Annotated in this window: 4 protein-coding genes; all 4 read left to right on the forward strand. The window is 73.6% G+C overall.

The window, feature by feature from the left end:
- Positions 1-1453, forward strand: a 1453-nt coding sequence (locus ACWEBX_RS29225; protein WP_451887789.1) for an SDR family NAD(P)-dependent oxidoreductase, incomplete at its 5' end; no start/stop codon positions are given.
- 71 nt (positions 1454-1524) lie between these two features.
- Positions 1525-12261, forward strand: a complete 10737-nt coding sequence (locus ACWEBX_RS29230) for an SDR family NAD(P)-dependent oxidoreductase (protein ID WP_451887790.1) — start codon at positions 1525-1527, stop codon at positions 12259-12261.
- A 37-nt stretch (positions 12262-12298) separates the two neighbouring features.
- A complete protein-coding gene (locus tag ACWEBX_RS29235; RefSeq protein ID WP_451887792.1) occupies positions 12299-17806 on the forward strand; it encodes an SDR family NAD(P)-dependent oxidoreductase in 5508 nt (1835 codons plus the stop codon).
- A 33-nt stretch (positions 17807-17839) separates the two neighbouring features.
- A partial coding sequence (locus ACWEBX_RS29240; protein WP_451887791.1) for a type I polyketide synthase occupies positions 17840-25933 on the forward strand: 8094 nt, incomplete at its 3' end.

The following is a 25933-nucleotide window of genomic DNA, read 5'->3' on the forward strand; positions in this document are numbered from 1 at the left end:
GCCCGCCGCGCTTGCTTCCGGTGAGCCGCAGTTCGCGGTCCGCGGCGGGGAGGTGTTCGTACCGCGCCTGGTGAAGGCCACCGGGACAGCCACCGCTACCGCCGAAGGCGACCTGCCGGGCCTCGCCGACGGCACCGTCCTCGTGACCGGTGCCTCCGGGGCTCTGGGCGCGCTCGTCGCGCGGCACCTGGTGTCCGGGCACAAGGTGCGCCGACTCCTGCTGGCGAGCCGTCGGGGCGCGGACGCACCCGGTGCGGCCGAGCTGGAGGCCGAACTGGTCGCATGGGGCGCCGAGGTCACCTGGGCGGCCTGCGACGTCGCGGACCGGGAGGCCGTCTCCGAAATGCTGGACGGGCTCGGCGAGCATGCGCTGTCGGCCGTCGTGCACACCGCGGGTGTTCTCGACGACGGGGTCGTCGCCTCGGTCACACCGGAGAGGATGAAGGAGGTCTTCCGCCCCAAGGTGGACGCCGTGCTGAACCTGCACGAGTGCACCCGGGACATGGGCCTGACCGCCTTCGTGGTGTTCTCGTCCGTCGCCGGCATGGTCGGCAGCGCCGGTCAGGCGAGCTACGCGGCGGCGAATTCCTTCCTCGACGCCTTCTCGGCACACCGCCGCCGCGAGGGGCTGCCCGCCACATCGCTGGCATGGGGTGTGTGGGAGCAGTCCGGTGCGATGACGGTCGGCCTCGCCGAGGCCGACCGGGCGCGAATGGCGCGCAGCGGCGTGCTGCCGCTGCCGTCCGAGGAGGGGCTGCGGCTGTTCGACGCGGCACTGGCTTCGGACGAGGCGGTACTCGCCCCGGTGCGTATCGACGGCGGCGCGCTGCGCGCCGGTGAGGCTCCGCCGGTACTGCGCGCCCTCGTGCCCGCCGTGGCCGCTCGGAGGACAGTGCAGGCCGCCGCCGCTCCTTCTGGGCCCTCGCTGGCCCAGCGACTGGAGGGACTGCCGGAGGCCGAGCGGGAGAAGACCGTGCTGGACCTGGTCCGGGCCGAGGCGGCCGCGATCCTGGGGCACGCGTCGGACCGTACGGTCCGGCCGGAACACGCCTTCCAGGACTTGGGCTTCGACTCCCTCACGGCCGTCGAACTGCGCAACCGGCTGAACAAGGCCACCGGGCTGCGGCTCCCCGCGACGCTGCTCTTCGACCACCCGACACCCGCTCTTCTGGCCCGTCATGTGCTCACGGAGACGGCGGGGGCCGCCGAACCAGCCCTAGTGAATTCCCTACTTGCCGATCTGGACAGAGTTGAACAAGAATTGGTCGTGAAGTTGGCGGCGAGTGAAGCTCGCGACCGGATCCTGTCAAAACTCCGGAATGTATTGGCGATTGCCGGTGAATCCGGCAAGGCGCCGGTCCAGGAAGACCCTGGTACGGGCGGCAGTGATCTGGAATCGGCCACGGACGACGAAGTATTCGATCTGCTCGGCAAGGAATTCGGGATTTCCTGACCGCTCCGGCGCGGTCCGGTGACCTCTTGCCGAATTCCGGCAATTCTTCGCAGGGGTGGGGGAAGATTTCGGTGGCGAACGAAGACAAGCTCCGCTATTTCCTGAAGCGAGTCACCGCAGATCTCCAGGAGACCCGGCGGCGCCTTCGTGACTGCGAGGACGCCGCCGGGGAGCCGGTGGCCATCATCGGGATGAGCTGCCGCTACCCGGGAGGGGTCGACTCGCCCGAGGACCTGTGGGAGTTGGTCGCAGGCGGCCGCGACGCCGTCTCGGAGTTCCCCGCCGACCGCGGCTGGGACCTGGACGCGCTCTACGACCCGGACCCGGAGTCCCGCGGGACCAGCTACGCCCGCCAGGGTGCGTTCCTGCGCGACCTGGCGCGGTTCGACGCCGGCCTCTTCGGGATCTCGCCCCGCGAGGCGCTCGCCATGGACCCCCAGCAGCGGCTGCTGCTGGAGACGTCATGGGAGCTCTTCGAGCGGGCCGGTATCGACGCCGCCTCGCTGGCGGGGAGCAGGACCGGCGTGTTCGCCGGCGTGATGAACCACGAGTTCCTCGCCGCCCTCCAGAACTCCCCGCAGGACCTGGAGGGTTATCTGGGGACGGGTACTTCGGGCAGTGTCGCCTCCGGACGGGTGGCCTACACCTTCGGCCTCGAAGGCCCGGCCGTCACGGTCGACACGGCCTGCTCGTCGTCCCTGGTCGCCCTGCACCTGGCCGTCCAGTCGCTGCGCAACGGCGAGTGCTCGCTGGCCGTGGCGGGCGGTGTCACCGCCATGGTCGGCCCCGCCACCTTCGTCGGCTTCAGCCGCCAGCGCGGTCTGTCGCCCGACGGGCGGTGCAAGGCGTTCGCGGCCGGTGCCGACGGCACGGGCTGGGGCGAGGGCGCCGGCCTGCTGCTCGTGGAGCGCCTTTCGGACGCCCGCCGCAACGGACACGAGGTCCTCGCGGTCGTCCGGGGCTCCGCCGTCAACCAGGACGGCGCGTCCAACGGCCTGACCGCCCCCAACGGCCCTTCCCAGCAGCGGGTGATCCGCCAGGCCCTGGCCGCGGCCCGGCTGACCACCGCACAGGTCGACGCGGTGGAGGCGCACGGCACGGGCACCCGGCTCGGCGACCCGATCGAGGCGCAGGCGCTCCTCGCGACGTACGGGCAGGGCCGTTCCGACGACAAGCCGCTGTGGCTGGGCTCGATCAAGTCCAACATCGGCCACACCCAGGCCGCGGCCGGCGTGGCGGGCATCATCAAAATGGTCATGGCCATGCGCCACGGCGAACTGCCGCGCACGCTGCACGTCGACGCACCGTCCCCGCACGTCGACTGGTCGGCGGGGGCCGTACGTTTGCTCACCGAGCGCACGCCCTGGCCGGCGTCGGACGAGCCGCGCCGGGCCGGCGTCTCCTCCTTCGGGATCAGCGGCACCAACGCGCACACGATCATCGAGGAAGCCCCGTCGGCCGAGGCGTTCACACAGGACACCGAGGCCCCGGAAGCGCCGGAGGAAGGCGCGCGGAGCGCCGAGGCCGTCGTCCCGGAGGCCGCGCGCCCGGCCGCAGGCGGACCGGTGCCGTGGGTGATCTCCGGCAGGACCGAGGAGGCCCTGCGCGCACAGGCCGAACGCCTGCTGTCCCGCACGGACGCCGAAGTCCCCCCGCTCGACGTCGCGTTCTCGCTCGCCACGACGCGCACGGCCCTGGAGCACCGCGCCGTGGTCCAGGGAGAGACGCCGGCGGAACTCGCCGAGGGGCTGCGGGCCGTGGCCTCCGGCTCCCCGGCCCCGGGCGTCGCGCGCGGCCTCTCCGGCACCGGCGGGCGCGTCGGATTCCTCTTCTCCGGCCAGGGATCGCAACACCTGGGCATGGGGCGCGAACTGTACGCGTCCTACCCGGCGTTCGCCGCCGCGTACGACGAGGTCTGCGCGCACCTCGATGCCGCGGTCGACGTCGACTCGGAGGAACTGCACCGTACCGGCGCCGCCCAGCCCGCACTCTTCGCGGTCGAGGTGGCGCTGTTCCGGCTCCTGGAATCGTGGGGCATCCGGCCGGACTACGTGGCCGGTCATTCCGTGGGCGAGATCGCCGCCGCACACGTGGCCGGGGTGTTGTCGCTCGACGCCGCGGCGAAGCTGGTGTCCGCCCGTGCTCGCCTCATGCAGGCCTTGCCTGCCGGCGGAGCGATGATCGCCGTTCAGGCCACCGAGGACGAAGTCCTTCCGCATCTCACCGACCGCGTCGGCATCGCCGCGATCAACGGTCCGCGGTCCGTCGTGGTGTCCGGAGCCGAGGACGCGGTCACCGCGATCTCCGAGGCCTTCCGGCAGCAGGGCCGCAAGACCTCCCGGCTGAAGGTCAGCCACGCGTTCCACTCGCCTCTGATGGACCCCATGCTGGAGGAGTTCGCCCAGGTCGTCCGCGGGCTGGCCTTCGAGAAGCCGCACATTCCGGTGGTCTCCAACCTCACCGGCCGCCTGGCCGAGCCGTACACCCCGGAGTACTGGGTCCGGCACGTCCGCGAGGCGGTCCGTTTCGCCGACGGCGTCCGGAGTCTGCACGACCTGGGCGTGACGACGTTCGTCGAGATCGGGCCGGGGGGCGTGCTGAGCGCCCTGGCCCAAGGCTGCCTGGACGGCGACGTGGTCACCCTGCCCGCCCTGCGCGCCGACCGCCCCGAGCGGGCCGCACTCGTCGCCACCGTCTCCGAACTGCACGCGCACGGCGTCTCCCCGGACTGGCACGCCTTCTTCCCCGGCGCCCGCCGTGTCGACCTGCCCACCTACGCCTTTCAGCGCGAGCGCTACTGGCTCGACGCCTCACCGGCCGCACCCGGTGACGTCCGCGCCGCCGGACTGGGCCCGGCCGACCACCCGCTGCTGGGCGCCGCCGTCTCCCTTGCCGGCGGCGACGAGCGGCTGCTGACCGGCCGGCTGTCCCTGCGCACGCACCCGTGGCTGAGCGACCACGCCGTGCTCGGAACGGTGCTGCTGCCGGGCACCGCGTTCGTCGAACTGGCGGTACGCGCCGCCGACGAAGCGGGCTGCGACCTGCTGGAGGACCTCACCCTCGAAGCGCCCCTGGTGGTGCCCGAGCAGGGCGGCGTCGCGGTTCAGGTGTGGGTCGGCGCGCCCGACGGCACCGGCCGCAGGCCGCTGACCGTGCACGCGCGCCCCGAGGACGAAGCCGACCTGCCGTGGGTCCGCCACGCGACCGGCTTCGTCACCACAGGGACCGAAGAGGCGGGTGCCGCGGCCGCCGGCCGGGCGCTCACGGCGTGGCCGCCGGCAGGATCCGAGCCGGTCGACCTCGACGGCTTCTACGACCGGCTGGCCGCCCTCGGCCTGGCCTACGGACCGGCGTTCCGTGGACTGCGGAGCGCCTGGCGCGCGGGCGAGGAGGTCTTCGCGGAGGTCGCCCTCCCCGACGGCACGGACACCGGTTCCTTCCTCCTGCACCCGGCTCTGCTGGACGCGGCGCTGCACGCGATCGGCGCGGGCGGTGCGGGCGGTGCGGACGGCTCCCTCGTGACCGAGGCGGACGGGCCGCTCCTGCCGTTCGCCTGGTCCGGGGTGTCCGTGCGCGCCATGGGCGCGTCCACCGTACGGGTCAGGCTGGCGCCGGCCGGTACGAACGCGGTGTCCCTGCTGGTGGCCGACGGCGCCGGCGAGCCGGTGGCGTCCGTCGAGTCGCTGACACTGCGCGCGGTGTCGGCCGAGCAGCTCCGCAAGCGCTCCGGTGACGCGATGTTCACCGTCGAGCGGGCGCCGCTGACCTTGCCTCCCGACGACGCGGACGGGACGGCGGTCGCGTACGTCCCGGACATCGCCGCACTGGCCGAGGCGGACGGGCCGTCGCAGCCGGACGTGGTCGTGGTCCCGTGCCCCGACGGCCCGGAAGGGGCGACCGGGGCCGAGCGGGTCCGCGCGGTCACCACCGACGTGCTGCGGCTGGTTCAGCGCTGGTTCGCCGAGGGCCGGACGCCGCGCCTCGTGCTGGTGGCGCGCTGCGACGACTTCGCGCACGCCGCGGCAGGCGGACTGGTGCGCTCGGCCCAGGCGGAGAACCCCGGCCGGATCGTGCTGCTCGAAACCGACCGCCCGGACGAGGCGGCCGCGTTCGTGCCCGGCGTCGTGCTGTCCGGCGAGCCCCACGTCGTCGTCCGCGAAGGGGAGGCCGGCGCACCGCGCCTGGCCCGCGCCGCCTCCCCGGCACCGCAGGACGTGGCCACCGGACCCGCGGACGAAGCGGCCGCCGCCCTCGCCGAGGGCGCTGCCTCCGGCCTCGGCACCGTGCTGCTCACCGGCGCCTCCGGCGCGCTGGGCACAACCCTCGCCCGTCACCTGGTGACCGGACACGGCGTGCGCAGGCTGCTGCTCGTCAGCCGCCGTGGCGCGGACGCCCCGGGCGCCGCGGACCTGAAGGCCGAACTCGCGGCGCTGGGCGCCGAAGCGACATGGGCCGCCTGCGACCTAGCCGACCGTGACGCTCTCGCCCGGCTGCTGGCCGCCGTCCCGGTCGACTCCGTCGTGCACACCGCCGGCGTGCTCGACGACGGCGTGATCACCGCGCTGACCCCGGAGCGTGTGGGCGCCGTCCTCGTGCCCAAGGCCGACGCCGTGCTCAACCTGGACGACCTCACCGGCGAGAGCACGACGTTCGTGCTGTTCTCCTCCGCGGCGGGCGTCTTCGGCAACCCCGGCCAGGGCAACTACGCCGCGGCCAACGCCTTCCTCGACGCCTTCGCCCGGCGCCGCCACGCCCAGGGGCGGCCCACGGTCTCGCTGGCGTGGGGCCCGTGGGAGCAGGAGGGTGCCATGGCCGACGCCCTCGACGAGACGAGCAGGTCGCGGATGGCGCGCTCCGGCGTCCTGCCGCTGTCCACCGAGGACGGCCTGCGGCTGTTCGACGCGGCGCTCGCCTCCGACGAGCCCGTGCTCGTTCCCGTCCGCCTCGACACCGCAGCCCTGCGCAACCGGGGGGCGGAAACCGTACCGGCCCTGCTGCGCGGACTCGTCCGCGCCTCCCCGCGCGGCACGGCCCAGCGCGCCGCCACCGGATCCCTGGCCGAACGCCTCGCCGGTCTGGCCGCCGACGAGCGCGACGCGGCCCTCCTGGAACTGGTCCGGGCCGAAGTCGCCGCCGTGCTCGGTCACTCCTCGCCCCGGGCCGTCCAGCCCGCGCACGCCTTCCAGGACCTGGGCTTCGACTCGCTGACGGCCGTGGAGCTGCGCAACCGGCTGTCCTCCGCCATCGGCCTGCGCCTGCCCGCCACCCTCGTCTTCGACCACCCCACCCCCGCCGCCCTCGCCCGGTACATCGGCACCGAACTCCTCGGCGAGGCCCCGGCCGCCACAGCCGCGACCTCGGCGCGACAGGCTGCGGCCGTCGCCGACGAGCCGATCGCCATCGTCGGCATGAGCTGCCGCCTCCCGGGTGGAGTCCGCTCGCCGGAGGAGCTGTGGCGGCTGGTGACCTCCGGCCGGGACGGCATCTCCCGGTTCCCGGACAACCGCGGCTGGGACGTCGACGGGCTCTACGACCCCGACCCCGAGCGCCTCGGCACGACCTACGCGCGCGACGGCGGCTTCCTGCACGAGGCGGCCGAGTTCGACGCCGGCTTCTTCGGCATCAGCCCGCGCGAGGCCCTGGCGATGGACCCGCAACAGCGGCTGCTGCTGGAGGCGTCCTGGGAGGCGTTCGAACGCGCCGGGATCGACCCGACGACGGTCCGGGGCAGCCGTACCGGCGTCTTCACCGGCCTGATGTACCACGACTACGGCCAAGGCCCGCGCGAACTGCCCGAGGGCGTCGAGGGCCTGCTCACCACCGGAGTCTCCGGCAGCGTCGCCTCCGGGCGCGTGTCCTACACGTTCGGCCTCGAGGGCCCCGCCGTCACGGTCGACACGGCGTGCTCGTCGTCGCTCGTGGCCCTGCACCTGGCCGTCCAGGCGCTGCGCAACGGCGAGTGCGCGATGGCGCTGGCCGGCGGCGTCACCGTCATGGCGACTCCCTCGACGTTCGTGGAGTTCAGCCGGCAGCGCGGGTTGTCGCCCGACGGCCGGTGCAAGGCGTTCGGCGCCGGTGCCGACGGCACGGGCTGGGGCGAGGGTGTCGGCATGCTGCTGGTGGAGCGGCTGTCCGACGCCTGTCGGAACGGCCACCGTGTGCTGGCCGTCGTGCGGGGCAGCGCGGTCAATCAGGACGGTGCGTCCAATGGCCTGACCGCGCCGAACGGTCCCGCGCAGCAGCGGGTGATCCGGCAGGCACTCACCTCCGCGGGCCTCACCACCGCCGACGTGGACGCGGTGGAGGCGCACGGCACGGGCACCAGGCTGGGTGATCCGATCGAGGCGCAGGCGCTGCTTGCCACGTACGGCCAGGGGCGGGACGGCGAACGGCCTTTGTGGCTGGGCTCGTTGAAGTCCAACATCGGTCACACGCAGGCCGCGGCGGGTGTCGCCGGTGTGATCAAGATGGTCATGGCGATGCGGCACGGTGTCCTTCCGCGGACCCTGCACGCCGATGAGCCGACGCCGCACGTGGACTGGTCGGCCGGTGACGTCCGGCTGCTGACCGAGCCGGTGCGATGGCCCGAGAGGGACCGCCCGCGCCGTGCTGCCGTGTCGTCCTTCGGTGTCAGCGGCACCAACGCCCACACCATCATCGAACAGGTCCCGGCGGTCGAGGAACCGCCGCCGGTGTCCGACTCCGGCTCGGCCGTGCCGTGGGTGCTCTCCGGCAGGACCGAAGCAGCGCTGCGGGCGCAGGCCGCCCGCCTCGCGTCCTTCCTGGATGACAGCGACCGTGACGACGACAGCGACCGTGACGACGACGGCGACAGGGACGACGACGGTGAGGCGGCCCTGGCGGCCGACGTGGCGTACTCGCTGGCCACGACCAGGGCGGCCTTCGAACACCGCGCCGTAGTGGTGGGGGAGACTCTCCAGGAGCTCCGGCGCGGACTGGCCGGTGTCGCCGGCGGCGCCACGCCGCCCGGCGTGGTGACCGGGACCGCACGTACCGGCGGCAAGACCGTTTTCGTCTTCCCCGGACAGGGATCGCAGTGGGTGGGCATGGCCGCCGAACTGCTGGAGACCTCCCCGGTCTTCCGAGACCGGATCGAAGCCTGCGAACGCGCCCTCGCGCCGCACGTGGACTGGTCGCTCACCTCGGTACTGCGCGGCACCTCCGAGGTCGAGCAGGACCGGGTCGACGTGCTGCAGCCCGTGCTCTGGGCGATGACGGTCGCCCTCGCCGAGGTGTGGCGCTCCTTCGGAGTGACCCCCGACGCCGTCGTCGGGCACTCCCAGGGCGAGGTCTCCGCAGCGGTGATCGCCGGAGCGATCTCCCTGGAGGACGGAGCGCGCATCGTGGTGCGGCGCAGCCTCGCGGTCCGCGAACTCCAGGGCCACGGCGCCATGGCCTCGGTGACGCTCCCGTACGAGAAGGCAGGGGAACTGGTCGGCCGGTGGACCGGCCGCCTCGGCATCGCCGCCGTGAACGGGCCCGCCACCGTCGTGGTCTCCGGGGACACCGACGCCCTCGACGAACTCCTCGCGCACTGCCGACAGGAGGGCGTCCAGGCTCGCAAGGTCGCCGTCGACTACGCCGCACACTCGCCGCAGATCGAACGCGTCGAAGCACAGGCGAGCGAGGGGTTCGCCGGCATCAGCCCGCTCCCCGGCTCCGTGCCCTTCTACTCCACGGTGACGGGCGGGAAGCTGGCCGTGGACGAGCTCGGCTCCGGCTACTGGTACCGCAACATGCGGCAGACGGTACGGTTCCACGACGCGATCCGGTCCGCTCTCGCCGACGGGCACGACGTGTTCGTCGAAGTCAGCCCGCACCCCGTCCAGTTGGCGGGCATCCAGGACGCCATCGAGGCCGCCGAAGCGGACGCCGCGGTCGTACCGACGCTGCGCCGCCTCGACGGCGGACGGAACCGGCTGATACTCGCCCTGGCCCAGGCCCAGGTGCACGGTGTCGCCATCGACTGGGACGCCGTCCTGCCGGGTGCGCGCCGTGTCGACCTCCCGACCTACGCGTTCCAGCACGAGAGGTACTGGCTGGAGGCGGGCGCTCCGGCCGGTGACGTACGAGCGGCCGGGCTGGACGCCACCGATCACCCGTTCCTCGGTGCGGCGGTGGAGCTGCCGGACGCCGGCGGCCACCTGCTGACCGGGCTGCTGTCCCTGCGGGCCCAGCCCTGGCTGGCCGATCACGCGGTGCTGGGCACGGTGCTGCTGCCGGGCACGGCCTTCGTGGAACTGGCCGCCCATGCCGCGGCCGAGACCGGCTGCGACCAGGTCGAGGAACTCACCCTGCAGGCACCGCTGGTGCTGCCCGAGCACGGCGGCGTCGCTCTCCAGGTCCTCGTGGGAGCCCAGGACGACTCCGGTCGCCGCCCGCTGAGCGTGCACTCGCGGGCCGGGGACGGCCCCTGGACACGCAACGCCACCGGCGTTCTCACCACCGGCGCAACCCCCTCCGGGACCGACCTGAGCAGCTGGCCCCCGGCCGATGCCCGGCCGGTGGACCTGGACGGCTTCTACGACCGCCTGGCGGACCTCGGCCTGAGCTACGGCCCGCTGTTCCAGGGGCTGCGTGCCGCGTGGCGCGGCCACGACGCGGTCTACGCCGAACTCGCCGTCACCGACGAGGCGGACGCGAACGCGTTCGGCGTGCACCCGGCCCTGCTCGACTCCGCGCTGCACGCGCTGGGCGCGGGCGGTCTCGTACCGGCCGCCGACGGGCCCCTGCTGCCCTTCGCGTGGTCCCGCGTCACGCTGCACGGAACCGGAGCGGCGAGCCTGCGGGTACGGCTCTCCCCGGCCGGCGGGGACACGGTACGGCTGGAGGCCGCCGACGGCACGGGCCGTCCCGTCATGTCGGTCGAGTCGCTGACACTGCGCCCGGTGTCGGCCGAGCAGCTGCGCACGAGCTCCCGGGACTCCCTGTTCACCGTGGAGTGGGCACCGCTCGCCGTCACGGCCGACGCGCGAACACCGGTCGTACGGGCCTACGACGACATCGCCGCCCTCCTCGCCGCCCCCGCGGTGGAGACCGGGGCGCAGGCGGACACGGACGCCGTCGTCGTCCCCTGCCCCGGCGGGTCGGGTACCGATGCCGAGCGGGTCCGGAGCGTCCTCGCCGAAGTGCTCCGGCTGGTCCAGTGGTGGCCGGCCGAGGACCGGGCCGCCCGTCTGGTGCTGGTGACCCGGGGCGCGGTCGCCGCCGGGGACGAGCCGGAAGCGGGCGACCCGGTGCAGGCGGCCGTGTGGGGCCTGGTCCGGTCGGCACAGTCGGAGAACCCGGACCGCATCGTCCTCCTCGACACCGAGGAGAACGCCGACCTGGAGCGGGCCGTGGCGACGGCCGTCCCCCGGCTCCTCGCCTCCGAGGAGCCGCAGGCGGCGCTCCGCGGCGACGCGCTCCTGCTGCCCCGGCTCGCCAGGGCCGCCGCCGACGCCCCCCGGGCCACCCCGGACTTCGGGACCGGCACCGTGCTCCTGACCGGCGCGTCCGGCGCCCTGGGCGGGCTCGTCGCCCGGCACCTGGTCGCCGAGCACGGAGTGCGCAGCCTGCTGCTGATGAGCCGGCGCGGCGCGGATGCCGAGGGCGCGGAGGAGCTCCGGGCGGAACTGACCGCCGCGGGTGCCGAAGTGCTCTGGGCCGCCTGCGACGTCGCCGACCGGAACGCCCTCGCCGAGGTGCTGTCCGGCACGCCGGTGACGGCCGTCGTCCACACGGCCGGCGTCCTCGACGACGGCGTGATCGGTTCGCTCACGCCGGAGCGCCTGGAGAAGGTGCTGCGCCCCAAGGCCGACGCGGTGCTGAACCTGCACGAACTGGCGGGCGACGTGTCGGCGTTCGTGGTCTTCTCCTCGCTCGCGGGTACGTTCGGCACCCCCGGCCAGGCCGGCTACGCCGCGGCCAACGCCTTCCTGGACGCCTTCGCCCGGCACCGCCGCGCCCAGGGGCTGCCCGCGGTGTCGCTGCCGTGGGGCCTGTGGCAGCGCACCGGCACCATGACCGAGTCCCTTGGCAGCGCCGACCGGACCCGGCTCGCCCGCGGCGGCGTGCTGCCACTGTCCGACGAGGACGGTCTGGAACTTCTCGACGCCGCGCTCGCGCTGCGGGAGCCCCTCGTGGTGGCTGCACGGCTGGACCTCGCCGCCCTGCGGAACGCGACCGCACCGGTGCCGCCGCTGCTCAGGGCGCTCGTCGGCGGCCGGCCGCGGCGTACGGACCGGGCGGCTTCCGTACCGCTGGCGCAACGGATCGCGGGCCTGCCCGAGAGCGAGCGCGAAGAGGCCGTCCTGGACCTCGTCCGCTCCGAGGTCGCCGCCGTCCTCGGCCACACCTCGGCCAAGGCCGTCCAGCCCGACCAGGCCTTCGGCGACCTGGGCTTCGACTCGCTGACCGCGGTGGAGCTCCGCAACCGGATGAACAAGGCCACCGGCCTCCGGCTGCCCGCGACGCTCGTCTTCGACCACCCGACGCCCGCGGTACTCACGCGGCGGGTGCTGAAGGACCTCCCCGGTGGTACGGCCCAGGCGGCGCCGGTCTTCGACGAGCTCGACCGCCTCGCCGCCGCCCTGGACGGCGCCCTCGACGGCACCGGAGCGGACGGCGTCGACAACGTCACCCGAACCAGGATCAACATGCGTCTCCAGGCGCTGCTCGCCCGCTGGAACGGGGACGAGCCGGCCGATCCGGGAGGCGCCGGCGGAGCCGAGGACGAAGACGACCTCAGCTCGGCGAGCGACGAAGAGCTGTACGAGCTCCTCGACGACGAACTCGGCATCTCCTGAACTGCGCAGGCCAAAAAGGGGGCGGGCGACACCGATGATGAACGAGGACAAGCTCCGGGACTACCTCAAGCGGGCGACCACCGACCTGCGCCAGGCCCGGCGGCGCGTGCGCGAGCTGGAGGTCCGCGACCAGGAGCCGATCGCCATCGTGGGCATGAGCTGCCGGTTCCCCGGCGGCGTCGGTTCCCCCGAGGAGCTGTGGCGGCTGCTGGCCGAGGGCGAAGACGCCATCTCGCCGTTTCCCGAGGACCGCGGCTGGGACGTCGACGCGCTCTACGACCCCGACCCCGAGCGGCCCGGCAAGGTCTACACCCGGCGGGGCGGCTTCCTGCACGACGCGGCTGACTTCGACGCCGAGTTCTTCGGGATCTCGCCGCGCGAGGCGCTGGCCATGGACCCGCAGCAGCGGCTGCTGCTGGAGACCGCCTGGGAGGCCTTCGAGCACGCGGGCATCGACCCCGCCGGCCTCAAGGGCACCCGCACCGGCGTCTTCGCCGGCCTGATGTACCACGACTACGGCTTCACGCCCGGCGTCCTCCCCGAGGGGGTCGAGGGGCTGATGAGCACCGGCAACTCCGGCAGCGTCGCCTCCGGGCGCATCGCCTACACCTTCGGATTCGAGGGCCCCGCGGTCACCGTCGACACCGCCTGCTCGTCCTCGCTCGTCGCCCTGCACCTCGCCGTGCAGGCGCTGCGGGGCGGCGAGTGCTCCATGGCGCTCGCCGGCGGCGTGACGGTCATGGCGGGCCCGAGCGCCTTCATCGAGTTCAGCCGCCAGCGTGGACTCGCCCCCGACGGCCGCTGCAAGTCCTTCGCGGCGGCGGCGGACGGCGCGTCCTGGTCCGAAGGCGTCGGCCTGCTGCTGGTGGAGCGGCTGCGGGACGCCCGCCGACTCGGCCACAGGGTGCTCGCCGTCGTCCGGAGCAGCGCCGTCAACCAGGACGGCGCGTCCAACGGCCTGACCGCGCCCAACGGCCCCTCGCAGCAGCGCGTGATTCTCGAAGCGCTGGCCGGCGCCCGGCTGTCCGCCGAGGAGGTCGACGCCGTCGAAGCACACGGCACGGGCACGAACCTCGGCGACCCGATCGAGGTGCAGGCACTGCTGGCGACCTATGGACAAGAGCGTGAACGGCCGCTCCTGCTCGGCTCGTTGAAGTCCAACATCGGCCACACGCAGGCCGCGGCGGGCGTCGCCGGCGTGATGAAGACGGTGCTGGCGATGCAGCACGGCGTGCTTCCGAAGACGCTCCACGTGGACCGGCCGACCCCGCAGGTCGACTGGTCGGCCGGCTCGGTCGAGCTGCTGACCGAGGCGATCGCGTGGCCGGAGACCGACCGCCCTCGCCGGGCCGCGATCTCGTCGTTCGGGATCAGCGGCACCAACGCGCACGTCATCGTCGAGCAGGCGCCCGAACCGGAGGCGGAGGACCCGGCCGACGACAGGACCGAGGGCGAGGGCGTGGCCGAGGAGCGGCTGCGGGCCCGGACCACGGTGGTGCCGTGGGTACTCTCCGCGAAGACCGGGGAGGCGCTGCGGGAGCAGGCGCAACGACTGCTGTCGTCCGTGGACTTGGCGGCCGCGTCCCCGGCCGACGTGGGGTTCTCGCTGGCGGCCACCCGCTCGGCGCTGGAGCACCGGGCGGTGGTCGTCGGCGCCGACGGGGAAGAGCTGCGCGCGGGGCTGACCGCCCTCGCGGCGGGCGATCCCGCGGCGCAGGTGGTGACGGGGCGCGCCGGTGCCGACCGGGGCAAGGTCGGGTTCCTGTTCTCGGGCCAGGGCTCGCAGCGGCTGGGGATGGGGCGCGAACTGTACGCGGCGTACCCGGTGTTCGCGGCGGCGTACGACGAGGTGTGCGCGCTCCTGGACGCGCCGGTCGATGTCGACTCGGCGGAGTTGAACCAGACGGGTTCGACACAGCCTGCGTTGTTCGCCCTTGAGGTAGCCCTGTTCCGGCTTCTCGAATCGTGGGGCATCCGGCCGGACTGTGTGGCCGGTCATTCGGTGGGTGAGATCGCGGCGGCTCATGTGGCGGGTGTGTTGTCGCTCGAGGATGCGGCGAGGCTGGTGTCGGCGCGTGCCGCGTTGATGCAGGCGCTGCCCGTCGGCGGTGCGATGGTCGCGGTCCAGGCGACCGAGGACGAGGTGCTGCCCTATCTGACCGGCGAGGTCGGCGTCGCGGCGATCAACGGCCCCCGGTCGGTCGTGGTTTCCGGCGCCGAGGACGCGGTCGGTGAAATCGGTGAGGTCTTCGCCGGTCAGGGTCGTAAGACATCCCGCCTGAAGGTCAGTCACGCGTTCCATTCGCCGTTGATGGACCCGATGCTGGAGGAGTTCGCCGAGGTCGTCAGCGGGCTGACGTTCTGTGAGCCGCGCATCCCGGTGGTCTCCAACCTCACGGGTGATCCGGCCGAGTCGTACACGCCCGAATACTGGGTGCGGCACGTCCGTGAGGCGGTCCGTTTCGCCGACGGCGTGCGGACCTTGCACGAGCTGGGTGTGACCACGTTCGTGGAGATCGGCCCCGGCGGTGTGCTGAGCGCCCTCGCCCAGAGCTGCCTCGACGACGCGGACGTCGTCACCGTTCCCGCCCTGCGTACCGACCGTCCCGAACCCCAGGCGCTCACTCTCGCCCTCGGGCAGTTGCACGCACACGGTGTCTCCCCGGACTGGCGGGCGCTGTTCCCCGGCGCCCGGCGCGTCGACCTCCCCACGTACGCCTTCCAGCGCGAACGCTACTGGCTCGAAGGCACGGCCGCGCTCGACGTCTCCTCGGCGGGCCTGGACTCCTCCGGCCACGCCCTGCTCGGCGCGGTGGTGGAGACCGCCGGGGCGCAGGACGTGCTGTTCACCGGCCGGCTGTCCCCGGCCGACATGCCTTGGATCGCGGAACACACGGTCGGCGGCGTACCGGTGCTCCCGGTCGCCGCGTTCGTGGAACTCGCCCTGTCCGCGGGCCGGCGGGCCGGCTTCCCGCACCTGGAACAGCTGGACGTGGACGCCCCGCTCGTCCTGGCCGAACAGGGCGCCGTCCGCGTCCAGGTGCAGGTCGGTGCGGGCGACGACCCCGACCGGCGCTCGGTGCGCGTCTACAGCCGGGCCGCTGCGGGTGGCGTCGGCGAGCCGTGGGTGTGCCATGTCACCGGAGAGCTCACCCGGAACGCTCCGGCGCCGGAGTTCGACATGGTGGTGTGGCCGCCGACGGGTGCCGAACCCGTGGACGTCGAGGGCCGTCCGGGTCTGCGCGCCGCCTGGCGCGCCGGGGACGAGCTGTACGCCGAGGCCGCACTGCCTGTCACGGAGAGGGGCCGGGCGGACCGTTACGGCCTGCACCCCGTACTGCTGGACGCCGCCCTCGGCATGCTGGCGTCGAGCCGCGCCGAAGACTCGGGCAAGGTGCTCATGCCCCACGCCTGGAGCGGCATGTCCGTGCACGCTCCGGGGCCCGGGGCCGTACGCATCCGCATCAGGCCCGCCGACGACGACGCGGTGGCGCTCGAACTGTCCGACACCGACGGCTCTCCCGTCGCCTCGGTCGCGTCCGTCCGGACACGGTCGATGTCCCCACAGCAGGTGCTGGCCTCGCGCGTGGCGCACCAGGACCGGATGTTCGAGGTCGACTGGGTCGAGCACACCGCGGCTTCCGCCCCCGCGCCCGCCACCGCTCCCGAAGCAACGTGGGCGGTCCTGGGCAACGAGGGTTCCCACTCCGGCATCGACGGGCTCCGCCAGGCGGTCGACGACGGCGCGGCCACGCCCGCCCACGTCCTCCTGCCCTGCGCCCCGAGCGAGGGCGATGCCGCCGCCGCGACGCGCGGGCTGCTGGCCGATGTGCTGTCGGCCGTCCAGGAGTGGGTCGCCGACGAGCGGTTCTCCGACGCGCGGCTCGTGGTGGTGACGCGCGGAGCCGTCGAGCTGGACGGTACAGCTTTGGACCTCGCGCACGTCGCGGTCTCCGGTCTGGTGAAGTCGGCCCAGACCGAGCACCCGGACCGGCTCCTGCTCGTCGACGCGGACGACTCGGTCACGAACGGCGGCACGGTCACGAACGGCGGCCTCGCCCCGGCGCTGGCCGCGGCCCTCGCCGCTCTGGACGAACCGCAGGCCGCGGTGCGCGACGGAAAGCTGTACGTGCCGCGCCTCGCCCGGATCACCCCGTCCGAGGAGCCCACCGGTCACGCGTGGGACCCCGAGGGGACCGTATTGCTCACCGGCGCGACCGGCGGCCTCGGACGGTCGCTCGCCCGGCACCTCGTCGCCGAACACGGCGCACGGAGGCTGCTGCTGGCCGGCCGCCGCGGTCCGGCGGCCGAAGGCATCGGCGAACTCGTCGCCGCCCTCTCCGAGCTGGGCGCGCACGTCGACGTGGCCGCCTGTGACATCGCGGACCGGGACGCCCTCGCGGAACTGCTGGCCTCCGTCCCGGCCGAGCACCCGCTCGTGGCCGTGGTGCACGCGGCGGCGGCCCTGGACGACGGCGTGGTCACCGCCCTGACCCCGGAGCGCCTCGACACCGTGCTGCGGCCGAAAGCCGACGGGGCGCTGCACCTGCACGAGCTCACCCGGGACCTGGACCTTTCCGCGTTCGTGCTCTTCTCCTCCCTGGCCGGAGTCCTGGGCAGCGCCGGCGCGGCGAGCTATGCCGCCGCGAACGCCTTCCTGGACGGGCTGGCGCGGCAGCGCCGGGCCGCGGGCCTGCCCGGCACCTCGCTGGCGTGGGGCCTGTGGACGGACAACGGCGGCATGGGCGACCGGATCACCGACGCCGACCGCGACCGGATGGGGCGGGCCGGAGTCGTGCCCTTCACTCCGTCGGAGGGGCTGGCCCTGTTCGACGCCGCCCTCACCGTGGACCGGCCGGTGATCGTGCCGGTCCGACTGGACCTTCCAGGACTGCGCGCCATGGCCCGCGCCGGCATGCTGCCCGCCGTCCTCCGCGGCCTCGTCGGCGACACCGGCGCCGCGGCCGACGAGACCGCGGCCGCGCGGACCCCCGCCCTGGCCCGCAGCCTCGCCGGGATATCGGAGGCCGACCAGGAGAAGGTTCTGCTGGACCTGGTGCGCCGGCAGGCGGCAGCCGCCCTCGGTCACGCCACCGCTGCCCGCATCGAGCCCACCACGGCCTTCCGGGACATCGGCTTCGACTCCCTGACCGCCGTGGAGCTGCGCAACCGGCTCAAGGCCGCGACCGGGCTCCGGCTCAAGCCCACCCTGGTCTTCGACCACCCCACCCCCGTCGCGATCGCCCGGCTCCTCCACAAGTCCCTGGTGCTCGATCTCACCGCCGAGGCCCCGTCCGTGCTCGGCGAACTGGACCGGCTGGAGGCGCAGCTCGCCGCGCTCGACCCACAGGACGCGGTGCGGGACAAGGTCACCGCCCGGCTCAAGGCACTGCTCTGGAAGTGGACCGACACCCACCAGGACGCCGCGGCGAACACCGCCGACGCCGGCCCCGGAACCGACCGCGCCTTCGACCCCGAACGGATCGACGCCGCCACCGACGACGAGATGTTCGACCTGATCGACCAGGAGCTCGGGTCCCACTGACTCATCTCACGCACTGCTACCGAGGACGTAAACATGTCGAACGACGACAAGCTCAGGGATTACCTCAAGCGCGTGATGGTGGACCTGCGCCAGACCCGCAGGCAGCTGGGTGAGCTGGAGGCGAAGGACACCGAGCCCATCGCCATCGTCGGAATGGCCTGCCGCTACCCGGGCGGCGTCGGCTCGCCCGAGGACCTGTGGCACCTGGTCGCCTCGGGCGGCGACGGCGTGTCCGAGTTCCCCACCGACCGCGGCTGGGACCTGGACACGATCTATGATCCCGAGCCCGGGCGGACGGGCCGCACGTACGTGCGCGAGGGCGGCTTCCTTCACGACGCCGGCGAGTTCGACCCCGCGTTCTTCGGGATCTCCCCCCGCGAGGCCCTGGTCATGGACCCGCAGCAGCGGCTGCTCCTGCAGACGTCCTGGGAGGCCCTCGAACGCGCGGGCATCGACCCCGTCACCGCGCGCGGCACCCGGGCCGGGGTGTTCGTCGGCACCAACGGCCAGGACCACGCCTACCTCCAGCGGCAGGGCGACAGCGACATCGAGGCCCACCTCGTCACCGCGAACACCGCCGCCGTGGTGTCGGGCCGCATCTCCTACGCCCTCGGCCTCGAAGGCCCGGCGGTCACCGTCGACACGGCCTGCTCGTCCTCGCTGGTGGCGCTCCATCTGGCCGCCCAGGCGCTGCGCCGCGGCGAGTGCTCGCTCGCCCTGGCCGGCGGCGTGACCGTGATGGCCACGCCGAACACCTTCATCGCGTTCAGTGCCCAGCGCGGCCTGTCGCCCGACGGCCGCTGCCGCGCGTTCTCCTCGACCGCCGACGGCACCGGCATGTCCGAAGGCGTCGGCGTGCTCCTGCTGGAGCGGTTGTCGGACGCCCGCCGGCTCGGCCACGACGTGCTGGCCGTCATCCGCGGCAGCGCCGTCAACCAGGACGGCGCCTCCAACGGCCTCACGGCCCCGAACGGCCCGTCGCAGGAGCGCGTGATCCGGCAGGCGCTGGAGAACGCACGCCTGACCGCCTCCCAGGTCGACGCGGTCGAGGCGCACGGCACGGCCACCACTCTCGGTGACCCGATCGAGGCGGAGGCGCTGCTCGCCACGTACGGCCAGGAGCACTCGGGCGACCGGCCGCTGTGGCTGGGATCCATCAAGTCCAACATCGGCCACACGCAGGCCGCCGCGGGTGTCGCCGGTGTGATCAAGATGGTGATGGCCATCCGCAACGGCGTCCTGCCCCAGACGCTGAACGTGGACGAGCCGACCGCCCAGGTCGACTGGTCGGCGGGCGGAGTCAAGCTCCTGACCGAGGCTGTCCAGTGGCCCGAGTCGGACCACCCCCGCCGCGCGGCGGTCTCGTCCTTCGGCGTCAGCGGTACCAACGCGCACACGATCATCGAGCAGGCCCCGGCGTTCGACGAGGAGCCCGCCGCCGGGTCGGCCGGGGCCCCGGCCGACCCAGCGCTGCCGTGGGTGCTCTCGGCGAAGAGCGACGCGGCACTGCGCGCCCAGGCGGAGCGCCTGCTCTCCTTCCTGGAGGACGGCCGGTGCGCCCCCGGGAGCGCCCCGGCCGACATCGGCTTCTCCCTCGCAACGACGCGCACCGCCTGGGACCGCAGGGCGGCCGTCGTCGGCGAGAGCCTGGAGGAACTCACCGAAGGCGTACGGGCACTGGCGTCCGGCACCCCGTCCGCGGCCGTCGTCCACAACGCGGCCCGCCACGGCGACAAGACCGGGTTCCTGTTCTCGGGTCAGGGTTCGCAGCGGGTCGGCATGGGGCGCGGACTCTACGACGCCTTCCCGGTGTTCGCCGCCGCCTACGACGAGATCCGTGCCCATCTCGATGTCACGCTCGACGCGGACGCGGAGCAGCTCGACCAGACCGGCTGCACCCAGCCGGCGTTGTTCGCGGTCGAGGTGGCGTTGTTCCGGTTGCTGGAGTCGTGGGGTGTGCGGCCGGATTATGTGGCAGGTCATTCGGTGGGTGAGATTGCTGCCGCGCACGTGGCGGGTGTGTTGTCGCTCGAGGATGCGGCGAGGCTGGTGTCGGCGCGTGCCGCGTTGATGCAGGCACTGCCTGCCGGCGGCGCGATGGTGGCGGTGCAGGCGACCGAGGACGAGGTGTCGCCGTACCTGACGGATGGCGTCGGTATCGCGGCGGTCAACGGGCCTCGGTCGGTCGTGGTCTCCGGTGCCGAGGAAGCCGTGCTGGAGATCGTCGAGGTCTTCGCCCACCAGGGCCGCAAGACATCTCGGTTACAGGTGAGTCATGCGTTCCATTCGCCGTTGATGGACCCGATGCTGGAGGAGTTCGCCGAGGTCGTCAGCGGGTTGACGTTCAGTGAGCCGCGGATTCCTGTGGTCTCGAACCTGACCGGTCGGCCGGCCGAGTCGTACACGCCCGAGTACTGGGTCCGGCACGTCCGTGAGGCGGTGCGTTTCGCCGACGGCGTCGAGACCCTCGGCGAGCTGGGTGTGACCACGTTCGTGGAGATCGGTCCGGGCGGTGTCCTGAGCGGCATGGCGCAGGGCTGTGTGGACGGCATCGTCACCATCCCCGTACTCCGGTCCGACCGCCCCGAGCCGCAGGCCGTCGTGACCGCGCTCGCCGAACTGCACGTCAGCGGCGCCGAAGTGGACTGGCACGCCTTCTTCCCGGGCGCCCGGCGGGTCGACCTGCCCACCTACGCTTTCCAGCAGCAGCGCTACTGGCTCGATGCCCCGGAGGCCGAGACGGCCGCCGTGGACGCGGTCGACGCCGAGTTCTGGGCGAGCGTCGAGCGCGAGGACGCCCAGTCCCTCGCCGCCACGCTGGGGCTGAACCTCGATGAACTGGACGTCGTAGTACCGAAGTTGTCGGCCTGGCGGCGCCGACGGCGCGAGCAGTCCGCCGTGGACGGCTGGCGCTACCAGTTGGGCTGGCAGCCGCTGAACGGCCTGCCCGCGGGCGACCTCTCCGGCAGCACATGGCTGTTCGCCGCCACCGAGGGCGACGAGTGGGTCGGCACGGTCCGCGCGGCCCTGGCCGGACGCGGCGCGCACCTGATCCCGCTGACGGTCGGCGCCGACGCCGACCGCGCGTCCCTGGCCGACGAGCTGACCCGTGTCGCGGGGGAAGCCGGATCGCTCGACGGCGTCCTGTCGCTGCTCGCGACCGACGAGACCGCCTCGCCCGAACACCCCGCGCTCTCCCAGGGCCTCGCGCAGACCGTGGCTCTGGCCCAGGCGCTTGGTGACGCGGGCATCGACGCGCCGCTGTGGTGCGCCACCCGCGGCGCGGCCGCCACCGGACGCTCCGACGACGCACCGCTCAGCGCGGTGCAGAACCAGGTGTGGGGCCTCGGCCGCGCCCTGGCCCTGGAGCACGCCCGGCGCTGGGGCGGCCTGATCGACCTGCCCGCGTCCGTCGACGAACGCGCCGCCGGCCGTATCGCCGCCGTACTGAGCCAGGGAGCCGGCGCTGTGGACGGCCAGGAGGACGATGGCCAGGAGGACCAGGTCGCCGTCCGCGTCACCGGGGTGTTCACCGCCCGGCTCGCCCACGCCCGAAGCGGTACCGGCCGGCCGTGGTCGCCGCGTGGCACCGTCCTGATCACCGGTGGTACGGGTGCGCTGGGCGGGCACGTCGCCCGCTGGCTCGCCGGTGCCGGTGCCGAGCACTTGGTGCTCGCCGGCCGCCGCGGCGCCGACGCGCCCGGCGCGACCGCGCTCAAGGCCGAACTGGAGACGCTGGGCGCGCGCGTCACCCTCGCCGTGTGCGATGTCGCCGACCGCGACGCGGTGGCGGCGCTGCTCGCCGAGCACACGTTCACCTCCGTCTTCCACGCCGCGGGCGTGGAACAGTTGTCCCCCTTCGACGAGTTGACGCCGGCCGACTTCGCCCGCACGGTGGCGGCGAAGGCCGGGGGCGCCGCGCACCTGGACGAACTGCTCGGCGACCGGGAGCTGGACGCCTTCGTCCTCTTCTCCTCGATCGCCGGGGTGTGGGGCAGCGGACGGCAGACCGCCTACGCGGCCGGCAACGCCTTCCTCGACGGGCTCGCCGCCCGGCGGAGGGCCCGGGGCCTGACCGCCACCGCGATCGCCTGGGGCCCCTGGGCCGACGGCGGTATGGTCACCGACGCCGACGAGGAGCACCTGCGCCGCCGCGGCGTCGTCACCCTGCCCGCCGCACTCGCCGTGACCGCGGTCCAGCGCGCCCTGGACTGCGACGACACCGCGGTCGTCGTGGCGGACATCGACTGGGAACGCTTCATCGGACCGTTCACCCTCGGCCGCCCGAGCGCCCTGCTGTCCGAGCTGCCCGAGGTGTGCCGCGCCGGCACCGCCGCACCGGCCGACGCCGCCACCGGCGCCGCGCCCCTGGCGGCCCGGCTCGCCGGACTGCCGGAGTCCGTGCGCACGGAGACCCTGATCGACCTGGTCCGCGCGCACGTCGCGGCCGTCCTGGGGCACTCCTCGGTGGTGGAGGTCGAGCCCGACCGGGCCTTCAAGGACCTGGGCTTCGACTCCCTGACCGCCGTCGAACTGCGCAACAAGGTGAACGCGGCGACCGGTCTCGGGCTGCCGCCCACGCTGGTCTTCGACCATCCCAACGTCACGGCGCTCGCCCGCTTCGTGCAGAGCGAGCTGCTCGGGTCGAAGGCCGTCGTGGAGCAGGAGCGGCACGGGGCCGCCGACGACGAGCCCATCGCCATCGTGGCCATGAGCTGCCACCTGCCCGGTGGCGTCGACTCGCCCGAGGCGCTGTGGGACCTGGTGACGTCCGGCGGCGACGCCGTCTCCGCGTTCCCGTCGAACCGCGGCTGGGACATCGACGCCCTTTACGACCCCGACCCCGATCGCCCCGGCAAGACGTACGCGCGCGACGGCGGCTTCCTTTATGGCGCCACCGACTTCGACGCCGGCTTCTTCGGGATCTCTCCGCGTGAGGCCCTGGCGATGGACCCGCAGCAGCGCCTGCTGCTGGAGACCTCGTGGGAGACCTTCGAGCGGGCCGGGATCGCTCCCGCGCGGCTGCGCGGCAGCCGGACCGGCGTCTTCGTCGGCATGGCCTACCAGGGCTACGGAGCCGATGTGCGCCGCACGCCGGAAGGCGTCGAAGGGCACCGGCTCGTCGGCGGCGCGTCCAGCGTCGTCTCCGGCCGGGTGGCCTACACCTTCGGACTCGAAGGACCCGCCGTCACGATCGACACGGCGTGCTCGTCGTCCCTGGTCGCCCTGCACCTGGCCATGCAGTCGCTGCGGAGCGGTGAGTGCTCGATGGCGCTGGCCGGCGGCGTCACCGTCATGGCCGGTCCGAGCGTTTTCGTGGAGTTCAGTCGTCAGCGCGGTCTGTCGCCCGACGGCCGTTGCAGGGCGTTCGGTGCCGGTGCCGACGGCACCGGCTGGGCGGAGGGCGTGGGCGTGGTGCTCGTGGAGCGTCTGTCCGACGCCGTGCGCAACGGCCACGAGGTCCTGGCGGTGGTACGGGGCAGCGCCGTGAACCAGGACGGGGCGTCCAACGGGCTGACCGCGCCCAACGGTCCGGCGCAGCAGCGGGTGATCCGCCAGGCGCTGGCCTCGGCCGGGCTCGCTCCGGGCGATGTGGATGTCGTCGAGGCGCACGGTACGGGCACGACGCTGGGCGACCCGATCGAGGCGCAGGCGCTCCTTGCGACTTATGGGCAGGAGCGTGAACGGCCGCTCCTGCTCGGCTCGTTGAAGTCCAACATCGGTCACACGCAGGCCGCGGCGGGTGTCGCCGGTGTGATCAAGATGGTGATGGCGATGCGCCATGGTGTCCTGCCGCGGACGCTGCACGTCGACGAGCCCACACCGCACGTGGATTGGTCGGCTGGCGATGTCCGGCTGCTGACCGAGGCCGTCGACTGGCCGGAGACGGACCGTCCGCGCCGGGCCGCGATCTCGTCCTTCGGGGTCAGCGGCACCAACGCCCACACCATCATCGAACAGGCCCCCGCCGCGGCGGAGTTGCCTCCCACCCCCGACTCCGGCGCGCTCGTGCCGTGGGTGCTGTCGGGCAAGGGCGAGCCGGCGCTGCGTGCCCAGGCGGCCCGGCTGGCCGGCCACCTCGACGCGAACGACGGCTGGACGGCTTCCGACATCGGCCTCTCCCTGGCCTCCCGCGAGACGTTCGAGGACCGCGCGGTGCTCCTGGCAGAGGACTCGGACAAGCTCCGGGAAGCCCTCACCGCCCTCGCCGCCGGCCGACCGGTGGCGAACGTGGCGCTGGGACGCGCCCGCCCCGAAGGCAAGGTCGGTTTTCTGTTCTCGGGTCAGGGTTCGCAGCGGATCGGTATGGGGCGTGAGTTGTACGGGGCGTTCCCTGTCTTCGCCGATGCGTATGACGAGGTGTGTGCGCGTCTGGAGGCGCCGGTCGATGTCGATGCCGGGACTCTGCACCAAACCGGGTGTGCCCAGCCCGCGCTGTTCGCGGTGGAGGTGGCGCTGTTCCGTCTCCTCGAGTCGTGGGGTGTGCGGCCGGATTACGTGGCCGGTCATTCGGTGGGTGAGATCGCGGCGGCGCATGTGGCCGGGGTGCTGTCGTTGGACGATGCCGTGAGGCTGGTGTCGGCGCGGGCCGCGTTGATGCAGGTGCTGCCTGCCGACGGCGCCATGGTGGCGGTGCAGGCCACCGAGGACGAGGTGCTGCCGCATCTGACCGACGAGGTCGGGATCGCGGCGGTCAATGGGCCTCGGTCCGTGGTGGTTTCGGGTGCCGAGGCCGCGGTCATGGCGATTGCCGAGGTCTTTCGGCAGCAGGGCCGCAAGACCTCGCGGTTGAAGGTCAGTCACGCGTTCCATTCGCCGTTGATGGACCCGATGCTGGAGGAGTTCGCCGAGGTCGTCGGCGGTCTGACGTTCAGTGAGCCGCGGATTCCTGTGGTCTCGAACCTCACCGGGCGTCTGGCCGAGTCGTACACGCCCGAGTACTGGGTTCGGCACGTGCGCGAGGCGGTGCGTTTCGCCGACGGCATCGAGACCCTGGCCGATCTGGGCGTGACCACGTTCGTGGAGATCGGTCCGGGCGGTGTCCTGAGCGGCATGGTGCAGGGCTGCGTGGACGACATCGTCACCGTCCCCGTACTCCGAGCCGACCGCCCCGAGCGGCAGGCCCTCCTCACCGCGCTCGCCGACCTGCACGTCAGCGGCACCGAAGTGAACTGGCAGGCCCTCTTCCCCGGCGCTCACCGCGTCACCCTGCCCACCTACGCCTTCCAGCGCGAGCGCTTCTGGCTGGACGGGGACGGGGACGAGGATCCGGCCGCCGTCGGCACCCCGGCCGACGCGGCGGACTCCGGATTCTGGGACAGCGTGGAGCGCGAGGACGCGGAGTCCATCGCCGCGACCCTGGGCGTCGCCGAGGACGCCTCGCTGAGCGCGCTCCTGCCCCGGCTGTCCGCGTGGCGCCGTCAGCGCCGCGAGCAGTCCATGGTCGACGGCTGGCGCTACCGCGTCACGTGGAAGCCGCTCGGCGCGCTCCCTCGGCCCGGCGCGTCCGGGACCTGGCTGCTCGTCGTGGCCGGGGAGAGCGAGTGGACCGCCTCGGTCCGCACCGCGCTCGGCGGGCGCGGCCTGGAACTGATGACGCTCGTCGCCGGGCCCGGCACCGATCGCGGGACGCTGGCCCGCGAGCTGGCGGGCGTCGGCCCGGTGACCGGCGTGCTGTCCCTGCTCGCCGAGGACGAGAGCACCTCGGCCGACCACCCCGGCCTGTCGCACGGCCTCGCCGCGACCCTCTGCCTGGTGCAGGCGCTCGGCGACGCGGGCGTCGACGTCCCGCTGTGGTGCGCCACGCGCGGCGCGGTGGCCACCGGCCGCTCCGACCGCGTGGACCGCCCGTTGCAGTCGCAGGTGTGGGGCTTCGGCCGGGCGGCGGCGCTGGAACACCCGCAGCGCTGGGGCGGACTGCTCGACCTGCCCGATTTGCTGGACGCCCGCACCGCGGCCCGCGTGGCCGCCGTCCTCGGCCAGACGGCCGAGGACCAGGTGGCGGTCCGCGCCTCGGGCGTCTTCGGGCGCCGGTTCGTCAGGGCCGCCCGCGCCACCGGCCCCGCCCAGGGGTGGTCGCCGCGTGGCACCGTCCTGATCACCGGTGGTACGGGTGCGCTGGGCGGG

Source organism: Streptomyces sp. NPDC005070 (genome assembly GCF_053600395.1).